The organism is Aeromonas sp. R2-2, assembly GCF_040908355.1.
In the GTDB taxonomy this organism is placed as follows: domain Bacteria; phylum Pseudomonadota; class Gammaproteobacteria; order Enterobacterales; family Aeromonadaceae; genus Aeromonas; species Aeromonas veronii.
Genome location: NZ_JBFODQ010000009.1, coordinates 1 through 18,604, shown reverse-complemented (window position 1 = coordinate 18,604; position 18,604 = coordinate 1). Strand labels below are relative to the sequence as shown.

Below are 18,604 nucleotides of genomic sequence, written 5' to 3'. Positions count from 1 at the left end.
AAACTAGGAAAATTTCCTAGCCCCACTAGGGATGGCTCTCAAGCCATTTTTTGCCCCTCTTATTAGAGTCACCCCACCTGATGTCGTGACCCGCACCGCGACGGGCAATGCGCCCCGTCATCCCGTGCCGGGCCCGGGTTTATATGGATGGAGCGTCGAGCGCAGCAGCGGCTGACAGCCCCGACGTTCCGTTCCCCCTTCCGTGGCGTGACCTCGAACAACCTATCTACAAATGAGGGGCGCGGCGGAAATACCGTCTATCTCGCAGAGGATGAACGAAGATGTTGAAATTGCTCCAACAGGTCCGGGTCCCCACCCTGGACCTGCCGGTCGAAGCCCGGCGCAAGCTCTGGTTCAAGCCATTTATGCAATCTTATCTGGTTGTATTTATTGGCTATTTGACCATGTATCTGATCCGCAAGAACTTCAACATTGCGCAAAATGACATGATCCAGGAGTACGGTCTCTCCATGACCGAGCTTGGCATGATCGGCCTTGGCTTCTCCATTACCTACGGGGTGGGCAAGACCATCGTCTCCTACTACGCCGACGGCAAGAACACCAAGCAGTTCCTGCCGCTGATGCTGATCCTCTCCGCGCTGTGCATGCTGGGCTTCAGTGCCAGCATGGGCGGCACCGGTTTCAGCCTCTACTTCATGATCTTCTTCTATGCCCTGAGCGGTTTCTTCCAGAGCTGTGGCGGTTCGTGCAGCTACTCCACCATCACCAAGTGGACCCCTCGCAACAAGCGCGGCACCTATCTGGGCATGTGGAACCTCTCCCACAACGTGGGCGGTGCCGGTGCGGCCGGTGTGGCGTTGTTCGGTGCCAACTACCTGTTTGATGGCAACGTGCTCGGCATGTTTATCTTCCCCTCCATCATCGCGCTGATCGTCGGCTTTATCGGCCTGCGCTTTGGTAGCGATTCGCCGGAAGCCTACGGCCTTGGCAAGGTGGAAGAGCTGTTTGACGAAGTGGCGAGCGAAGAGGATATCGCGACCGAAGAGCAGAAGCTGACCAAGTGGCAGATCTTCGTGAAGTATGTGCTGCTCAACAAGGTGATCTGGCTGCTCTGCTTTGCCAACATCTTCCTCTACGTGGTGCGTATCGGTATCGACCAATGGTCTACCGTCTATGCCCACCAGGAGCTGGGCTTCTCCAAAGACGTTGCCATTCAGGGCTTTACCTTCTTCGAAGTGGGCGCTCTTGTCGGCACCCTGATGTGGGGTTACCTCTCCGATCTGGCCAATGGCCGTCGTGGTCTGGTTGCCTGCGTGGCGCTGGCGCTGATCATCGCGACCCTGGGTCTCTACCAGCATGCGACTACCCAGTTTATGTTCCTGGGCTCCCTGTTCACCCTAGGCTTCCTGGTGTTTGGTCCGCAGTTGCTGATCGGCGTCGCCGCCGTGGGCTTCGTCCCCAAGCAGGGCATCAGCGTAGCCGATGGCGTCAAGGGCACCTTTGCCTACCTCATCGGTGACAGCTTCGCCAAACTGGGTCTGGGCATGATTGCCGATGGCACCCCCATCTTCGGTCTGACCGGCTGGACCGGCACCTTCGCGGCGCTGGATATCGCAGCCGCCGCCTGTCTGGTGCTGATGGGCTGTGTCGCGGTCGCCGAGGAGCGCAAGATCCGCCGCATCAAGCGCGAACTGAAGGCCGCCGAGCTGGCTGCCCAGACCGCCTGATAGCCATAACAACAGACGCAGATTGTTCAGGGCCACCCACAGGGGTGGCCCTTGTTGTTTGGGGCAACCCCACTCCCAGCTGGCCCATATCAGCCTGCACTGCCGTTCAAGGGACGGGCATATCCCCATCAAGATCCCACTTTTCATATGGACTTTTGGTAAAAGCCCCCCGCTGGCGCTATCTTGTTGCTCCCCCTTGTCAGCATCACAGAGAGCAGATGAAGATCGTCGCCGTCACCGCTTGCCCGACCGGTATCGCCCATACCTATATGGCTGCCGATGCCCTGCAAAAAGCCGCCACTGGGCTGGGACTCAAGATCAAGGTCGAGACTCAGGGCGCCATGGGCATGGAGAACATGCTGACCGCCCGCGATATTGCCAGCGCCGACCTGGTGCTGATTGCCTCCGATATCGAGATTGAGCAGAAAGAGCGCTTCCTCGGCTGCACCATCCATCAGGTGAGACTGGAAACCGTGCTGCTGGATGCCAACGCCGTACTCAAGGCCCTGCCGATCCCGGCCTGATGCTGACCCGCGAAATCACCTTCTACTGCCAGCAGGGGTTGAGCATCACCCAGGCCAAGCAGTTGAACCGGCTGGCGGGGATGTTTAAATCCACCATCCGCTGTGCCAACCTCACCCGGCGCCAGACCGTTGCCGCCAGCAACCAGCTCTCCCTGTTGACCCTCGCCACCCAGCCCGGCGATCTCTGTCAGTTGCAAATTGAAGGGTGCGATGCCGAGCTCGCCCACATGGCCTTTACCTGCTGGTGCGGGGAGCTGGGTCAACCGCTGGTGCGCCCGCGCACCGCCGCGCTGGCGGAGTTGCGACTGGCCAACGCGCTGCCCGACTACCATTTTGCCTTGCGCCAACTGGCCCACAGCCCCGAACCGCTGGCCAAAGCCGAAGCGCTCGAGCATCTGATCGATCTGCTGCCCGCCGAGCTGATCACCGACCGCGCCACACTGACCGCTGCGGTAGAGCGGCGCGAGCAGGTCTCGGCCACCATCATCCGCCCCGGCCTTGCCATGCCTCATGTATTGAGCGAAGGGATCAGCCAGCCAACTCTGGCCCTGCTTAGCTGCAAGGAGCCCATCGAGTGGGGCTCTCAAATCGGGCCGGTGCAGACCATTATTCTGCTGGCGGTGCCGGTTGGTAGCGGACGGGAGACCCTGCGCCCCCTCACCCGACTGGCGCAGTCGATGATCGACGATGTGGTCAGCCACGCCCTGCTGTTGGCGGACTCGGCCCCCGCCCGTCAGGCTATCGTGATCGAGAGCCTGCTAAGCTAGGCGAATTGGCTCTGGGCACTGCTTGTTGAAACCCCAGCCATTCATCCAGCCCTCAGCACCCTGTGGTACACTCGCTGCCATCGTCTGTCTGAAGTGTGTATCCGATGAAATCTCCCCGCTCCCGTCTCTCTGTCAGCCGCGCGCCGCGCGATAACGCCCCGCGCACGGCGGCCAAACCAGCCGCACCCCGCCATGCATCCCCCCGCAAACCGGAGCTGGCCCCAGCGGATCGCAAATTGCTCCTGCTGAACAAGCCCTACATGGTGCTCTGCCAGTTCACCGACGAGGCGGGCCGCGAGACCCTCAAGGATTACATCAAAGAGCCCGGCATCTATGCCGCAGGGCGGCTCGATCGCGATAGCGAGGGGCTGCTGCTGCTCACCAACGATGGCAAGCTGCAGGCTCGCCTCACCCAGCCGGGGGAGAAGACCCCCAAGACCTATTGGGTGCAGGTGGAAGGGATCCCGAGCGAGGAGCAACTGGCCGCCCTGCGCGCCGGCGTGGAGCTCAATGACGGCATGACCCTGCCCGCCGGGGCGCGCATCATGGATGAACCTGCGGTGTGGCCGCGCAATCCGCCGATCCGCGAGCGTAAGGAGATCCCCACCAGCTGGCTGGAGATCAAGATCATCGAGGGGCGCAACCGGCAGGTGCGGCGAATGACCGCCCATATCGGCCACCCCACCCTGCGCCTTATTCGCTATGCCATCGGCGACTGGACGTTAGATGGTCTGGCCCCCGGCGAGAGCCGCAGCCTGCCTGCCCCCGAGCTGGCGCCGAGCTCCAGCAGCCGCCCGCGTCCCTCCTCATCCCGTTCAGGCGCTCATACCGCCAAACCGGCCAAACCGGCAGGGGATGCGCCACGGCGGGCCAGCCAGCCGAGACGTGACGAGCGCCCCCGCAGCACTCACCCAACCGAGCGTTCAACTTCAAACCCGACTGGCGGCAAACCCCGCAGCAGTGGTCGAGGAACGGCACGTCGACCGGCCCGAGCGGACAATCCCAATAGCAACGACAAGGAGTCATGATGAGCAATCAGGCAGAGCAATCGACCACCAGCCACGCCCGCATGGAGGCGCGCCTGACGGTCGCCGCCCTGGTGCAGTGGCAGGGGCGCTTTCTGGTGGTGGAAGAGGAGATAAAAGGCCAGCGCCGTTTCAACCAACCCGCCGGCCATGTGGAGCCGGGGGAAAACCTGCTTGAAGCGGCTTGCCGCGAGCTGAAAGAAGAGACGGGTCTGACCGCTACGCCGACCGCCTGGCTTGGTACCTATCTGTTCAAACCGGCCGACAGCGAAGCCACCTATGTGCGCACCGCCATCATCTTCGACCTTGAAAAAGCGCCGGGTCAGCACCATCCAGAGGATCCTGACGGCGATGTGCTGGCTTGCCACTGGCTCACGCTGGAAGAAATAGCGGAATGCAAACCGGCCCTGCGCAGCCCCCTGGTGTGGCAGTGCATTCAGGATTATCTGGCGGGGACACGGCTGCCACTGTCGGCACTCAAGGCCTTTATCTGAGAACCTGTCCACGCTCTTACTGCGAGGCCGTGATCAAGGCTCATGTGCTGCTCGGAATCCTCACGTAGATATATACGCTCCGGTTCCTGCGCTGCTCTTTACCTTGCTGACGGCCTCTCGTGACAGATCGTGAACAGGCTATCCGATATCGTTTGGCACCATTTTTTCATCATGGTGCCAACAAATAGAAAAACGATTTCCTGCTATCAGGCTCCTGATGGGAACTGCGGCATGGATATGTGACCGGGGGCGCAAAACTCTGGTAGAATACGCCCCGTTTAAACGAACTGGTAACTTCGACTAATGACAGACAACAGCCAAATCAAGGTGATCGTCGGCATGTCCGGCGGCGTGGATTCTTCCGTCTCGGCCTACCTGCTCCAGCAGCAGGGCTATCAGGTCGAAGGCTTGTTCATGAAGAACTGGGAAGAAGACGACACGGACGAGTACTGCTCTGCCGCCCAGGATTTGGCTGATGCCAAGGCCGTCTGCGACAAGCTGGGGATGAAACTCCACACTATCAACTTCGCGGCCGAGTACTGGGACAACGTGTTCGAGCACTTCCTCGAAGAGTACAAGGCTGGCCGCACGCCAAACCCCGATATCCTGTGCAACAAGGAGATCAAGTTCAAGGCGTTCCTCGAATTTGCCGCCGAAGAGCTGGGCGCCACCTACATCGCCACCGGCCACTATGTGCGCCGTGACGACAGCACCGGCCGCCCGCGCCTGCTGCGCGGTCTCGATACCAACAAGGATCAGAGCTACTTCCTCTACACCCTGAGCGAGAAGCAAGTGGGTCAGAGCCTGTTCCCGGTTGGCGATCTGGAGAAGCCGGAGGTGCGCCGCATCGCCGAGCAGCTGGATCTCATCACCGCCAAGAAGAAAGACTCCACCGGTATCTGCTTTATCGGCGAGCGCAAGTTCAAGGACTTCCTGGCCAAGTTCCTGCCCGCCCAGCCCGGTAAGATCGAGACCGTGGATGGCAAGGTGATCGGCGAGCATCAGGGTCTGATGTATCACACCCTGGGCCAGCGCAAGGGGCTCGGTATCGGTGGTCGCAAAGATGCCACCGAAGAGGCCTGGTACGTGGTCGACAAAGAGGTCGAGCGCAACGTGCTGGTGGTGGCGCAGGGCGAACATCCCCGCCTTTACTCCGATGGTTTGATTGCCAGCCAATTGCACTGGGTGGATCGCACTCCGATCCGCGAGCCGCGTCGCTGCACCGTCAAGACCCGCTACCGTCAGCAGGATATCCCCTGCCTGATCCAGCCCATCGACGACGAGACCATCCGGGTCATCTTCGACGAAAAGCAGGCTGCGGTCACCCCGGGCCAATCCGCCGTCTTCTACGACGGGGAAGTGTGTCTGGGCGGCGGCATCATCGAACAACGTTTCAGCCATCCGGTTTGAATCCTTAACAGAAGGCAGCAGACGTGAGCGATAAATTCCAAGACAGAACAATGGCCTTTGCCGGCATCTGCCAGGCCGCGTATCTGGTGCAGAAGGTGGCCCGAGACGGCAGCTGTGACGAGGCCGCCCTGCGCGAGAGCCTCTCCAGCATTCTGGTGACCAATCCGAGCCACCCGCTAGAGGTGTTCAACAACACCCATCTGGCCATTCGCGACGGCTACCGCGCGCTGGTCGAGCAGCTGGGTGCCGACGGCAGTCAGAAAAATGCCGAGCTGACCCGCTATGTGGTGAGCCTGATTGCGCTGGAGCGCAAGCTGGCCAAGCGCAAGGACATTCTCAACATGCTGGGTGAGCGGATCAGCCAGATCGGTCGCCAGCAACAGCACTTCGATCTGCTCGACGAGCAGATCCTGGCCAACATGGCGAGCATCTACAGCGATCTTATCAGCCCCATCGGGCCGCGCATTCAGGTGGCCGGCACCCCGCTGTTCCTGCAGCAGCCGCTGGTGCAGCACAAGGTGCGCGCCCTGCTGCTGGCAGGCATCCGCGCCTGCGTGCTGTGGCGCCAGCTCGGTGGCAGCCGCACCCAGATCATCTTCGCTCGCAAGAAGATGGTGGAACTGGCCAAGCGTTACTAATCATTGGCTTGCGCGCAGGCAGAGGGAGGACAAGGTGAACAGCCGCACATCAGCCTTGATACACCCCGACCGGCGCGCAAGTGAATACGGATCCCCCACACCAATCATCAGGAGTTCACCCCATGGAGCTGTCCGCGCTGACTGCTGTTTCCCCGATTGACGGTCGTTATGGCGACAAGGCCGATGCCCTGCGCCCTATCTTCTCCGAATTCGGCCTGCTGCGTTTTCGCGTTGAAGTCGAGGTTCGCTGGTTGCAGAAACTGGCCAGCCACGCCGGGATTCCGGAAGTCCCTGCCCTGAGCGCGGCCGCCAACGCCCTGCTCGACGGCATCGTCAGCAACTTCAACGAGAGCGACGCCGCCCGCATCAAACAGATCGAGCGCACCACCAACCATGATGTGAAAGCGGTGGAGTACTTCCTCAAAGAGAAAGTCGAAGTGAACCCGGAGCTGGCGGCTGTCAGCGAGTTCATCCACTTCGCCTGCACCTCGGAAGACATCAACAACAACTCCCACGGTCTGATGCTGAAAACCGCCCGCGAAGAGGTCATCAAGCCTTATTGCGAGAAGCTGATCGGCGAGATCAAGCGTCTGGCCCACGAGTACCGCGATATGCCGCTGCTCTCCCGCACCCACGGCCAGCCGGCGACCCCGAGCACCATGGGCAAGGAGATGGCCAACGTTGCCTACCGTCTGGAGCGCCAGTACAAGCAGATCATGGCGGTGGAGATCCTCGGCAAGATCAACGGCGCAGTCGGCAACTACAACGCCCACATCAGCGCCTATCCGGAAGTGGACTGGCACCAGTTCTCCGAGGAGTTCGTGACCTCCCTGGGTCTGACCTGGAACCCCTACACCACCCAGATCGAGCCGCATGACTATATCGCCGAGCTGTTCGACGCCATGGCCCGCTTCAACACCATCCTGATCGACTTCGACCGCGATGTGTGGGGTTACATCTCCCTGGGCCACTTCAAGCAGCGCACCATCGCCGGCGAAATCGGCTCCTCCACCATGCCGCACAAGGTCAACCCCATCGACTTCGAGAACTCCGAAGGCAATCTGGGTCTGGCCAACGCCGTGTTCCAGCATCTGGCGAGCAAGCTGCCCATCTCCCGCTGGCAGCGTGATCTGACCGACTCGACCGTACTGCGCAATCTGGGCGTTGCCATCGGCTATTCCCTTATCGCCTATCAGTCCACTCTCAAAGGTATCTCCAAGCTGGAAGCCAACGACGCCGCCATGGCCGCCGATCTGGATGCCAACTGGGAAGTGCTGGCCGAGCCGATCCAGACCGTGATGCGCCGCTACGGTATCGAGAAGCCCTACGAGAAGCTCAAAGAGCTGACCCGTGGCCGCCGTGTCGATGCCGAAGGGATGCGCACCTTTATCGACACCCTGGAGTTACCGGAAGCGGTCAAGGTTGAGCTGAAGAAGCTGACCCCGGCCAACTACATCGGTGACGCCCAGCGTCTGGTTGATCTGCTGAAATAAGCGGATAAATGAGACCACCGGGGCCCTGTGCATGATCTGCAACAGGGCCCCGGTTATTTTATGTGGCACCCTATACATGGTTTGCAAGAGGGCTTGCCCGAGGCCGGCAGCCGCCTCTGGCAAGACCTCTCCTGACCTTTGTCGAACCCTTTGACGAGAAGATCTATGTACGAACTCAATCTGGATATCGCTCACTTCCTCGAGCACTACTGGCAGAAGCGCCCGCTCCTTATCAAGGGCGGCTTCAAAGACTTTCAGGATCCCATCAGCCCGGACGAGCTGGCGGGTCTGGCCATGGAAGAGGTGGTAGAGTCCCGTCTGGTCACCCGTTTCGACGGCAAGTGGGATGCGGCCCACGGCCCCTTCGAATCCTACGACCATCTGGGCGAAGAGAACTGGACCATTCTGGTACAGGCCTGCAACCACTGGGCCCCCGAGGTGAACGAGCTGGCGGTGCCGTTCCAGTTCATTCCGGGCTGGCGCTTTGATGATGTGATGGTGAGCTTCTCCACCCCGCACGCGGGTGTCGGCCCCCACATCGACAACTACGACGTGTTCATCACCCAGGGTATCGGCAAGCGTCACTGGCGGGTTGGCGATGCCAAGCCGCTCAACGAGTTTGCCGCCCATGCCGCCCTGCTGCACTGCGAGCCGTTCGAGGCGATCATCGACGTCATCATGGAGCCGGGCGATATCCTCTACATTCCGCCCGGATTCCCCCACGAAGGCTACGCCATCGAGCCCTCCATGAACTTCTCGGTGGGCTTCCGCGCACCGGATGCCAAGGCGCTTATCTCCTCCTTTGCCGATCACCTGATCGACAACGAGGTGCGTACCGAGCGTTACGGCGATGCCGACCTCAAACCCCGTGCCCGTCACGGCGAGATCCAGCCCCACGAGCTGCACCGTCTGCGCGAGCTGATGCAACAGGCGCTCGATGACGAGACCCTGTTCAAGGAGTGGTTCGGCACCATGATTTCCGAGGCCAAGCACGATCTGGACGTCAATCCGGTCGAGCCGGACTACAGTGCCGAGGAGGTAGCCGACCTGCTGACTCAGGGCGAGCCTGCCATCAAGGTGCCGGGCCTGCGCAGCGTCTGGTTCAGCGGCGAAAGCCAGCAGTGCTATATCGATGGTGAAGCCTGGACCCTGCTGAGCGAAGATGCGGCAGCCATTTCGCTGTTGTGCGACAAGGACATCATCACTCAAGCCGATATGGTAGAGCTGGCCGATCAGGCCGGTTTCCTGCAACTGCTGACCCGTCTGGTCAACCGTGGTTACTGGTTCTTCAACTGATCCGGCAGTAACCGAAGGATAAAAAGGCGCCTTATGGCGCCTTTTTTGTCACTCAGAGGCGGTTCAATTAACAATCGATGCGCGAAGCTGAACCCACTCTTGATGAACCGACAGGTGGTGATTTATTGAACTAAAATGGATGGGTATCATGCGTCCGTCCCTGTTCACAAGAGAAGCGCCACCATGCAAATCACCTCCCGGCCCATGCCGCTGCCCGATTACGGCAAATATCCCTCCTCTCCCGCTGTCACACCCGAGCAGGTCAGTCAGGCCCGTAACGAAGCACTGACCAAGAAGGATGAATTGCAGGCACAGAGCGAAGAGAAAGCAACGGCTCGCAGAACCCTGGCGGTCTCTTATACGGCGAACCAGCAAGATAAAGCCGTGGTGGAGCGCTACCTGGAGGCCAGCGGTCAGGAGAGCGACAGCAAGTCGGGCCCGAGCACGGCTGATATGTATCAGGCTGCGAATCGCTACCAGCGCCAGCAGAATCTGAGCGACTACATGCAATTCCAGCAGAGCCCGCTCGCCCAGCAGATGGGTGACATGGTGGGTGAAGATAATCGCAAGGGTACCCAGCTCGATATCATTGCCTGAGCCAATTTGCTCGAATAAGCCCGGCAGGGACCAATACAAGATGAAAAAGCCCTCGATGAGGGCTTTTTCGTTATAGCTTGTCGCTGCGACGTCTCGCTATAAATGGGACACTTCTGCCTGCGCGTCCGGCAGCTCGTCGGGGAGTTCATCAAACAGCGGGTGATAGAGCACCTCACCCTGCACACCCGCAAAACCGCGCTCCTGCAGCTCCATCGCCATAAAGCAGTCGGCAGGCACCTCATAGATGCAGTGCAGGCCAAACTCGCTAGCCGGGCGGAAACCGAAACGGCTGTAATAGACCGGATCCCCGAGTACCACCACTCCTTTCCAGTCCATCTCGAGCGCCGTATCAAGCCCTTCACGGATGAGATCAGAGCCAATCCCCTGACCTTGCCAGTCGGGATGAACCGCGACCGGCGCCAGACCGAGCCAAGGCCCTTCCATGCCGTTAATGGTGATCGGGCTTAGCATCAGGTGCCCCATGAACTCGTACTCTTCCTCTTCGACCATGGTCACTACGGCAGCACCACATTCGCGCAGGCGGTTGACCAGTTCGGCCTCATCGGAACGACCGAAGGCGGCACTCAGCAGCTCATAAACCGGCAGCATGTCACCGGGGCGCTCGGTTCTCAACATCAGGTATTACTCCTCGTACAGCAGAGCGGGCATTATTCCACACAACGGCTGGTCATTCTGAGTACCTTTGTCCAAAAATGGGAGGGTGCACTCAGGAAAACGAGCTGCAAACTGCTGCTGCAAGACGGTTAGCGTAGCCGGGGTGACCCTGTTCATCGCCTCGCGGTAGGCCAGCCAGAGGGTGGGAGCCTCCCGCGCCAACCGATCAAAGGTCAGTTCGGGCGTTTGATGCCAACAGCCATCCAGCTCATCGACCAGCTCCGGCAGCTCCACCAGCAGCCGTAACTGTTGATAGCGTATCTGCGGCGAGTCACCGTTGCCGCCCAGCGCCTGCGCCATCAATTGGTTGAACCAGTGGAGCCGTGATGCGCGCTCCTCGCGGCTGAGCAGATCGGGCCCCTGACGCTGCAGCGCGGCCAGTTTCAGCAACCACGCCAGCCCCTGTTCATCCCTGTCTTTCAGCAAGACGCCGCCAAGATGGGACAACTGCTCCGGTTCGGCCTGCTCCAGCAGATCGACGGGATAACAGTGCAGCGCCAGCAACCTCTCAATATGCGGCGGGCAGCGCAGAAAACAGGGCTTCTCCCCCGCGCCCCTCTCATCCACAAAGAGCGAGATAGCCAGCTTGCCGTTGGCACTCTGCCGATCCAACGTTACAGGATCCCACAGGATCACCACAGCGATCCGCTCATCTGCAAGCCAGCAGGCAATCTCCTCGGCCAAGGGATTGGGTAAGGAGGGAGCGCGATCCAACCGCCAGTAACTCACCTCACACGGCTGGCGACCGCTGATATGGCGCCGCCCGCGATAGTGCATGCCCACTTTTGCCATCACCCGGCCGGAGGCTAAATTGTCTGGCATATGGCGAGCCGTCAGCGCAGGCAGTTGCAGTTGGTCAAAGGCAAACTCCTTGACCAAGCTGGCGGCCCGGGTCGCCAGACCGCGATTCTGCCAAGGCACGCCCACCCACCAGGCGAGCTCGCCATTCCAGTGCAAGGAGATCACCCCAACCAGCGCCGCCCCTTGCTCCTCTGGCAAGGTGATGGCCCAGCTCCAGCCAAGGCCAAGCGCCGCTTTGCGCCAGCTGAGCACCAGCCAGTCGCGAGCCCCCTCCGGCGGATAGGGGTGAGGAATATTGAGGGTGTAGCACGCCAGCGCCTCGTCGCTGCAGTAGCGCACTATCTCGCGCTCATCGTCGGCCTGCAGTGGTCGCAATACGACACCTGATAGCGAATGCCCCTCAGCCAGGGTCGGCACCGTCACGCGGCGCGCCAGCAGGCGATTGAGCACGGCGCCCAAATCGGCCTCGGGGGCGAGCGGCAGATCGGCCCCCACAGGACCAAGGGTGAGCAGTCCCTGCTCCTTGGCGAGGGTCAGTAGCGAGGTGGAGGCGCTGATCAGGACCTGGCGGCTGGGATCAACATGAAAATCCGCCAGCAGATCCCCATCGAGCCAGGCAGCCAGCAGGGCTCCCGGGCAGAGCACACCGTCAGGAGGGCTGCTCGCCCAGGGAACATCGGTTTGATCGAGGGCGGCGGCCGCCTCTTTGCCCAGTAGCAGCTGCCAGCGATGACCTTGCTGCTGCCAGTGCAGCAACAGCGCAGCCCACTGCGGTTGCCACAGACTGGCCTCGATCAGCAATTCCATCAGCTGGCCTGACAGGCCACTGGCTGCGTCAGATGGCGGGGATGGGCTTCGATACGGGCGATCCAGCTACGGATAGCGGGCCACCCCTGCAGGGAGAAGATCCCCTCCTCTGCCACATGGGTGTAGGCATAAAGGGCGATATCGGCGATGGTCGGCACATCACCGCACAGGTAGGGGCTCTGTTTCAGCTGCTGCTCCATTACCGCCAGCGCCTTCTCGCCACCGGCTTTCAGCCCGTCGAGACGCGCCTCCTGGGACTCGGGTCGGCCGAGATAGTGAACGATAAAGCGGGCCACCGCGATGTAGGGCTCATGGCTGTACTGCTCGAAGAACATCCATTTGAGCACCTCGGCCTGCTGGCGCGGATCGGTTGGCCACAAGGCACTGCCTTGCCCCAGATAGAAGAGGATGGCGTTGGATTCCGCCAGCGCATCGCCTTGGCCAATCTCCAGCACCGGGATCTTGCCGTTGGGGTTCATGGCCAGAAATGCGGGGGTACGGGTATCCCCCGCCTGAATATCCACCTCTACCCACTCAAGGGGAAGCTCCATCCAGCGGGCCAGCAGCCACACCTTGTAACAGTTGCCGGAACGCAGATCACCATACAGACGCATACACACTCCTTGTGAAAACAGAATTGAACAGCGCGATCAGGGAGCCAGACGCTCGATATGCCAGCCATCCCCGTCGCGGGTGTAGTAGAAGCGGTCGTGCAGCCGGTGCTCGCCCCCCTGCCAGAACTCCACCGTCTCGATCACCACCCGGAATCCGCCCCAGAAGCTCGGCAGCGGCACTTCGCCATTGGCAAACTTCTGCTTGAGCTCGAGGAACTTGGCCTCCAGCACGCCACGGGCCGAGATGCGGGTCGACTGCTTGGAGACCCAGGCAGCGATCTGGCTATCCTTGGGACGGCTGTGGAAATACTTCATCACCTCGAAAGTGCTCATCTTCTCCACCCGACCGGTCACATGCACCTGACGGTCGAGCGTATGCCAGGGAAAGAGCAGGCTGATACGGGGATTGCCTTCCAGCTGCTGCGCCTTGCGGCTGCCCATGTTGGTGTAAAAAACCATCCCCTGGGCGTCGTAGTGCTTGAGCAGCACGGTGCGCTGCCAGGGCTGACCATCGGCATCCACCGTCGCTACCACCATGGCGGTGGGATCGGTCAGTTTGGCCTCACAGGCCTGCGCCAACCACTTCTCGAAAAGCGCCAGCGGCTCGGCCGGCAGATCGGCCCGGTGCAGACCGCCACGGGTATACTCACGGCGCAGATCAGCAACATCCATCATCTTGATTTTCCTTCAAATAAATAATGGTTCCACGACCATCAAGAGAGTGACGCAGGCATTGTGCGCTCGATAAAGCGACCTTGTAAACCATACAAAAAAAGCGAAGAGGCTAACGCCTCTTCGCTTGGTTCATCAATTTACCAAAGATGGGTAATCTCACCCTTGGGTTATCTGGTTTAGTAGCTCATGATCTCACGACGACGCAGCAGCGCAGCGATACCAAGGCCCAACAGCGCGAACAGACCGGTCGAACCGCCACCACCACCGCCGCCATTGCTTTCAGGCTGGGGAGCCGGTGTATCACTGCTCTTGGTCGCCAGTTTTGGCGTAATGGCATAGAAGATATTGTCGCTACAGGCCAGCTTGAGGCGAACAGCGCTGCCAGCATTGGCCGGAATGGTCACCTCATGGGCGCCATTGTTGTTCACGCCATTGACCAGCGGCTGCCAGCTCTTGCCTTCATCGTTGCTATAACTGATATCGACCCGCTGACAGTTGACAGGATGACGGTCCGTGCCAGCTACTTGCCAATTCACTGTGGTCGGGCTACCAACCAGCATACGCTGGTCAGATGCCGGTTCAATCTTGAAGGTTTGTGCGCCTGTATCGACCACCTCGACCGAGGTCTCACCATAGGCACCACCGCCTTTGCCATCACGGGCGACCAGACGGAAGTTAAGGGTGCGCGGCACATTGACCCAGACATCACCTTTCTCAGCTTCCCCTTTCAACTGGGTAGCCAGCGAAGGAAAGTGACGAACCGGGGAAGTGGTCGGCGCGGTGTAACGATACAGGGGGCCGGTTGCAAGGCGACCTGAACTCAATTGATCGCCACTCGTCGTTGCATCCCCCAGATCGACCTGCTCCCAGGTATAGGTAAGGGTATCGCCGTCAATATCATTACCCTTGCCACTCAGACTAAATGCCACCCCTTTGGGGATCACATGTTCTGCTGGCACATCGGTAATTTCTGGCGCCTGATTATCACCATTTTGGTTCGGGATAGCAGTGCCACAACGCGAGGAAAAAATAGGAGCAAGCACTAATGGCGCACCAACAAATAGGATCTCACTCTTCTTTGCTTGAGCTTCACGGTTGTTGATATGCTTGCGCATCATATCAATCGACTTGCTATGAAAATAGGCATCGCTGTTGAGCTGTACGTTTTGCTCCCCCATCAGTCCCGCATAAGCCATGATGGAGCTACCACTACCTGGCTCCCATGCCATGGAGGACTCTCTCTGCCCCTTATTAGCGTTATAGGTATGGTCAGCACCAAATTGATGGCCAATCTCATGCGCCACAAAGTCAATAAAAAATGCATCTCCAACAGGATTTTTGTTTCCTGTAGCCGCGTTAGACCTATATGATGCATATAAGTCTATCTTATCACACAATGACCCTAGCTGTGCATCCCCCTCATCTTTTTCCGATTGCGTTACTACATGACCAATATCGAAATAGCCAAGGTCATTACTATTCAGCTTCTCTCTCTGAACCACAGCATTTATAGTGCTGATGTTTTTAAATTTTGGATATTTACCGTTCACAAAAGGGTCGTCAACAGGATTTTCGAATATAATCTTGTCATTCCCATCTGCCAATACAAAGCGAACGCCCAAGTCCCTTTCATATACCTCGTTTAAACGGTTAGTCAAGGTTGTCAGTGACGCCAATGCTTGGGCTTGGCCACCAAAGAACCTGGTATATGAACCAGTAGTAGAGAATGCAATGCTGTACTGGGTAAGCTCTGGCTTGCTATAGCCAGCCTCGTTACGAGCCGCTTCAGTTTTGTATGCTAACTTTTTTTTCAGCTCGGATTTTTCAATGATCTCCTTGATATTCTTGCCATTCATTGAATGTGCATCTTTTTTGTAATAGACAGCGTAGGTACCATTACGCTGAATATCGACAAATATCTGCTCTCCGGCATGCATAAACATGCCGTTAAAACCACGCGGAGAAATATCAAAACGACCGGTATTACTGGGGGTGCCAACTTCATGTCCTTTATAGGTCATGATATCTGGGTATTTTGCTGCCAGCGCAGGCGGTAATACGGAGTAGGCTTCCAATTCATATTGCACCATCTTGCCATCAGGCAATGGTAGCGTAATCACGGTTTGGCCCAAGCGCAGATTTTCTAAAAAATCCGGCTCTACCTCAAAGATATTGTATGCGCGAGCCCTTACAGGTTCATCGGCCTGCTTGCTGCGTTTTTCGACCATATGCCATGGGGATGCCAGCGCGATATTGGCTGACATTGCGATGACAACTGAGATTGCATTTATTGTGAACTTCATCATTATTAATCACCTGACTGAACAGCCGGCGAGAATAACGTGACACAAATCACAATTCAACTTTTTCAATAAAAATTAAATGGATTTTATTTCATTTAAAATCATGCAGTTAGCTAGTTATATTTTATAAATAGCTCATTTTGTTAGCATTTTCAGCAGTTCTTTTTAATAGAGTTAAAACTCCAAAAAAATTATATGGAGGCTCATATGTGAGTCATCGAATCATTCCCATGAGGCTATTACTATGTTTGGAATATTAGAGTTATAACTCCAATCATGCCGATTTACACGCCGTTGTTGAACAGCCACTACGGCCTTGAAATCGCCTCCGGCATGCACCTTTCCAGCATCTGTCGGTTATATCGGGTGGCATAGTCAATCCGCTGCTCAAACTCCGATTCCTTGCCCATCTCAATGACATCACCGAACCCTTTCAGATAACGGACTCCGCACCGGGTTCTCGCTTCTGCTTGCAATGACTCCACAACCCCCGGAGCCATACCGCCGCGCCCGCCACGCACGATGAGCCGATAATCCTGAGCAGCAAGACTTTCATCTATTGCCTCGGTCAGTGATGCGGCCACAACAGGCGCTGCGCAGATATATAGAAACAGCAAACTGACGGCTAACCGTAATACCTGCGCCATCCGGCTGCCCCTCCCATCAGGAGGATCACGATAAGATTCACTGCACCACCACCACCGCCGCCACCCGCATTGTTGTCGGTAATGACAGTTGCACTTTCCGTAGTGGCAGACGCATTACCTCTTATCCCATTGATAGAGAAAAAAATATTATTGCTGCATGCCAGCTTCAGCCTGGCCGTGCTGGTCAACGGTGCAGGCAACACCACACTGGCCGAACCGTTATTGGCAAGCCCGCTTGCCAGCGTAGTCCAAGTAGAACCACCATTCTGTGTCAGTGCCAAATCCACGCTGGGACAATTGATAGGAGGCTGATCGGTCCCGGCAACATTCCATGTCACTAGCTGAGTGCTACCCGCCACCATGGCGCCGATCTGCGGAGCTGTGATGGCAAATGCCGCGCCGGTATTGATCACCTGAACCACCATTTCATCACTGCTCACCGCCCCCTGACCATCACGTACGGTAAGGCGGAACTGGAGATTGCGATTGGTCGCAGGCCACGCCTCTCCTTTGGCCAAGACACCCGATATCAGAGAGCTCATGGCGGGCAATGTTCTACGGGGATCCGATGTTGGTGAAACAAAGCGAAACAGCGGGCGGGTTCCATCATCCACCATGGTTGCCACGCTGTAGGATGCATTGCCAAGATCAACCTGCTCCCAGGTGTAACTGAGGGGATGACCATCCAGATCCAGCGCACTACCGACAAGAGTGAAAGGCGTATTGGCGGGGATCACCCTATCGCCCCCCGCATCCACAATCGGCGCGTTATTGGCAAGCGCCAGGTCGGTGCCGCAGGAGGGCAGAGAGGCCATCAGAGCCCGCATCTGCTCGATCGACTTGCTGTGAAAAAAAGGTGTGCTGTTAACCTGCAGATTCTCCTCACCACAGATCCCGGCATAGGCCATGATGGTCGAGCCACTGCCCGGTTCCCAGGCTGAGCTAGCCTTGCGACCTGTTGCACAACTGTCGGCCATGCCATTGAAGGAGTGCTCGGCCCCCAGCTGGTGCCCCAATTCGTGAGCCACATAATCAATAAAGAACGCATCACCGATAGGTTGTGAGCCTCCGGTCATGCCCCGTGAACGGCTGAAAGGGTTGCATAAAGATCTCAGGGTCGCCACCCCGCCGCCTGATGTCGCCAGCAGATGGCCCAGATCAAAAGAAGGATTGAGCAACACCCCCTGTTGGGTCTGGTTGATGGCGATATCCTGGGTCGAGTTGGTGAAAGGATCCGTCGCAGGATCGGTGAAAATCACATTATCCGTATCAGCTGCAAGCTGAAACTCGGCCCCCACATCACGGCGATAGACTTCATTGACCCGATTAAGCAGTGTTGCAATGGCCGAGAGTGCTGCAACCTTGGTACCACCGTGATACTGGGTATATTCCCCGGTTGCCGAGATGGCGATAGTGTAGCGCTTGCGCAAATTGCCATCGACCAGCACAGCTCGCTCACGCTCGATACCATGAGGATCAATCACCTGATCCACATCCTGTCGCCGCCAGGCATCTTGCTGTTCATAAACGGCATAAGAGAAACCGTCCTGAAGCGGATCGACATAAAAGGTACGCCCCTGATGGGTAAACATACCGTGAAAACCATGTATGGTGACATCGAATCGGCCTGTATCCGCCGCCCGATCGATAGCCTTCCCACTGTAAGTATTGATAGAAGGGTAGCGCTGGGCCAAAGGCTCCGGGAGCAAGGCATTGGGATGAACATCAAACTGCACCGTAGTGCCATCCGGCAATGGCAAGGTCAATACACTGGCGAGATGCCCGGGTTCAAAAGGCTTGTCAGGAACCACCACTCTGACCTTTTCAGCTCGCACATCATAGATCCCTCCCCTTTCCAAGTTTTCATCCATGAAGGTCCACTGTGGTTCTGCTGCAACCTGAACAGACAAACTGGTGATAATCACCGCAATGCCATGCTTCATAGAGCCTCCTTGCCCTACCTTGGTGACAACAAGTATGGTGCAGCGTCAATTGACGATCTGCGTGACAGACAGAAAAGAAAATTCGCACAAAACTTCTGTCACGCTGAAAAATCGTGCTACACCCGCGCTCCCCATCTCAGGCAATACAGATTGGCCCCATTCAACAACGGAAAAAAGTGAAGGCGCCATTGGCGCCTTCACGGATAG

General features: G+C 58.0%; 17 protein-coding genes. 10 read left to right on the top strand and 7 right to left on the bottom strand.

Translation table 11 applies throughout. From position 1 onward, the window contains the following. The first annotated feature begins 281 nt into the window (after window positions 1-281). The 10 genes from uhpT (at window position 282) to AB5Z09_RS01775 (ending at window position 9,932) form a co-directional block, all read left to right on the top strand. Window positions 282-1,688, top strand: a complete 1,407-nt coding sequence (gene uhpT, locus AB5Z09_RS01820; protein WP_005334609.1) for a hexose-6-phosphate:phosphate antiporter — start codon at window positions 282-284, stop codon at window positions 1,686-1,688. Window positions 1,689-1,906: 218 nt separating this feature from the next. Continuing rightward, on the top strand, window positions 1,907-2,212 hold the full coding sequence (locus AB5Z09_RS01815) for a PTS fructose transporter subunit IIB (RefSeq protein ID WP_005334611.1): 306 nt from the start codon (window positions 1,907-1,909) through the stop codon (window positions 2,210-2,212). After that, window positions 2,212-2,979 (top strand): PTS sugar transporter subunit IIA, encoded by a 768-nt coding sequence (locus AB5Z09_RS01810; RefSeq protein WP_368194504.1) that lies wholly within the window; start codon window positions 2,212-2,214, stop codon window positions 2,977-2,979. The genes AB5Z09_RS01815 and AB5Z09_RS01810 overlap by 1 nt, the downstream gene beginning before the upstream one ends. Before the next feature lie 104 nt (window positions 2,980-3,083). Further along, complete coding sequence (gene rluE, locus AB5Z09_RS01805) at window positions 3,084-4,007, top strand: 23S rRNA pseudouridine(2457) synthase RluE (protein ID WP_368194503.1); 924 nt, start codon at window positions 3,084-3,086, stop codon at window positions 4,005-4,007. After that, window positions 4,007-4,498: an NUDIX hydrolase gene (locus tag AB5Z09_RS01800; RefSeq protein ID WP_042082454.1), complete on the top strand. Its 492-nt coding sequence runs from the start codon at window positions 4,007-4,009 to the stop codon at window positions 4,496-4,498. The genes rluE and AB5Z09_RS01800 overlap by 1 nt, the downstream gene beginning before the upstream one ends. Window positions 4,499-4,801: 303 nt before the next feature. Beyond that, a complete protein-coding gene (gene mnmA / locus AB5Z09_RS01795) occupies window positions 4,802-5,908 on the top strand; it encodes a tRNA 2-thiouridine(34) synthase MnmA (protein WP_005353619.1) in 1,107 nt (368 codons plus the stop codon). A gap of 23 nt (window positions 5,909-5,931) precedes the next feature. Next, window positions 5,932-6,546, top strand: a complete 615-nt coding sequence (gene hflD, locus AB5Z09_RS01790; protein ID WP_204381641.1) for a high frequency lysogenization protein HflD — start codon at window positions 5,932-5,934, stop codon at window positions 6,544-6,546. Window positions 6,547-6,668: 122 nt separating this feature from the next. After that, window positions 6,669-8,039, top strand: a complete 1,371-nt coding sequence (purB, locus tag AB5Z09_RS01785; protein ID WP_041208877.1) for an adenylosuccinate lyase — start codon at window positions 6,669-6,671, stop codon at window positions 8,037-8,039. 165 nt (window positions 8,040-8,204) lie between these two features. Next, window positions 8,205-9,335, top strand: coding sequence for a cupin domain-containing protein (locus AB5Z09_RS01780; RefSeq protein ID WP_368194502.1), 1,131 nt, complete (start codon window positions 8,205-8,207; stop codon window positions 9,333-9,335). Between the two features lie 183 nt (window positions 9,336-9,518). Further along, entirely contained in the window at window positions 9,519-9,932 is a 414-nt protein-coding gene (locus tag AB5Z09_RS01775; RefSeq protein WP_021229911.1) for a hypothetical protein, read from the top strand. Window positions 9,933-10,028: 96 nt separating this feature from the next. Here the strand turns inward: AB5Z09_RS01775 and AB5Z09_RS01770 are convergent, their stop codons facing one another. The 7 genes from AB5Z09_RS01770 to AB5Z09_RS01740 form a co-directional block, all read right to left on the bottom strand. Beyond that, window positions 10,029-10,568 carry a GNAT family N-acetyltransferase gene (locus tag AB5Z09_RS01770; protein WP_013723560.1) on the bottom strand — a complete coding sequence of 180 codons (540 nt, stop codon included), beginning with the start codon at window positions 10,566-10,568 and terminating at the stop codon, window positions 10,029-10,031. 6 nt (window positions 10,569-10,574) lie between these two features. Continuing rightward, window positions 10,575-12,215, bottom strand: coding sequence for a GNAT family N-acetyltransferase (locus tag AB5Z09_RS01765; protein ID WP_368194501.1), 1,641 nt, complete (start codon window positions 12,213-12,215; stop codon window positions 10,575-10,577). Then, window positions 12,215-12,829 (bottom strand): glutathione S-transferase family protein, encoded by a 615-nt coding sequence (locus AB5Z09_RS01760; RefSeq protein ID WP_368194500.1) that lies wholly within the window; start codon window positions 12,827-12,829, stop codon window positions 12,215-12,217. Before AB5Z09_RS01760 ends, AB5Z09_RS01765 begins: the two co-directional genes overlap by 1 nt. Before the next feature lie 36 nt (window positions 12,830-12,865). Then, entirely contained in the window at window positions 12,866-13,504 is a 639-nt protein-coding gene (gene pdxH, locus AB5Z09_RS01755) for a pyridoxamine 5'-phosphate oxidase (protein ID WP_019444749.1), read from the bottom strand. Window positions 13,505-13,680: 176 nt separating this feature from the next. Further along, window positions 13,681-15,810 carry a reprolysin-like metallopeptidase gene (locus AB5Z09_RS01750; RefSeq protein ID WP_368194499.1) on the bottom strand — a complete coding sequence of 710 codons (2,130 nt, stop codon included), beginning with the start codon at window positions 15,808-15,810 and terminating at the stop codon, window positions 13,681-13,683. Between the two features lie 305 nt (window positions 15,811-16,115). Beyond that, a complete protein-coding gene (locus AB5Z09_RS01745) occupies window positions 16,116-16,454 on the bottom strand; it encodes a hypothetical protein (protein WP_080768659.1) in 339 nt (112 codons plus the stop codon). Then, on the bottom strand, window positions 16,433-18,397 hold the full coding sequence (locus tag AB5Z09_RS01740; RefSeq protein ID WP_216955858.1) for a reprolysin-like metallopeptidase: 1,965 nt from the start codon (window positions 18,395-18,397) through the stop codon (window positions 16,433-16,435). Before AB5Z09_RS01740 ends, AB5Z09_RS01745 begins: the two co-directional genes overlap by 22 nt. Window positions 18,398-18,604 lie beyond the last annotated feature (207 nt).